Origin of the sequence: Acinetobacter sp. I-MWF, from assembly GCF_025433935.1 — a bacterium.
Lineage (GTDB): Bacteria > Pseudomonadota > Gammaproteobacteria > Pseudomonadales > Moraxellaceae > Acinetobacter > Acinetobacter guillouiae.
The window spans coordinates 1-462 of record NZ_JAMBAR010000002.1; the positions used below are offsets into that span (position 1 = coordinate 1).

At 43.9% G+C, this 462-nt stretch carries 1 pseudogene; it reads right to left on the bottom strand.

The window, feature by feature from the left end:
* Nucleotides 1-462, bottom strand: a pseudogene (locus M2R48_RS21065) (hypothetical protein); the annotation flags it as partial.

The following is a 462-nucleotide window of genomic DNA, read 5'->3' on the forward strand; positions in this document are numbered from 1 at the left end:
GCCACTGTTACCCGTGAAGGTAATTGGTTTAACAACTTCAGCATTTAATGTACTCAATGCAGCACCAACATTATTAACTGTTGTTGTTGACGCATCTGTTTTTGTGATCGTATAACTTGGTGCAGTAATCCCCCCTGCCGCTGTACCTGCTGTAGCTCCACCACCTAAAGCCGTCGCTGTATCTGCTGCTACCTTGGTCAACTCAGTATTGGTATTAAATAATTGACTACCATTAATTGCATCTGTACTAGACGCTGTAACCCGACCCGCTGCAACATTTTGTATTTGTCTTTTTATTGTACTTGAACCAACACTCACAACGCCTGTATCCGCTGTACCCGTTGCGGTGTATGATTTACCATTAATTGTTTGAGCTGTGCTGTTAACAGCTGCGGATGTGGTCGTATTTGCTCCCAATGCTGTACTACCTGCAATAGATGCATTAGCCCCATCACCTATAGC